At 70.0% G+C, this 240-nt stretch carries 1 protein-coding gene; it reads left to right on the plus strand.

Annotation, left to right across the window (positions count from 1 at the left end; genetic code table 11):
* Positions 1 to 240: hypothetical protein (locus tag AC2Q9J_RS18450; RefSeq protein WP_499042184.1), on the plus strand; the 240-nt coding region annotated here is incomplete at both ends.

Raw genomic sequence — 240 nt, forward strand, 5'->3', positions numbered from 1 at the left:
CCAGCCGGTTAACCCTCGCTATTCGTACCGCCCTGTTGCTGGCTGCTGCCAGCGGCAACGCCTGGGCCGCCACCGCCGAGTCAACGGGCGACAGCGCGCAGAGCCTGACCCTTGACGCGACGAACGTCAACGCCCGCTATCTGGGCCCCACCGACCTGCCCGAGGTGCTCGCTGGCGGCCAGGTGGCCCGTGGCGCACGCCTGGGCATGCTGGGCAACAAGGACGTGATGGACACGCCGT

The sequence above is a fragment of the Planococcus sp. RAB007_Raresut genome (genome assembly GCF_057369535.1).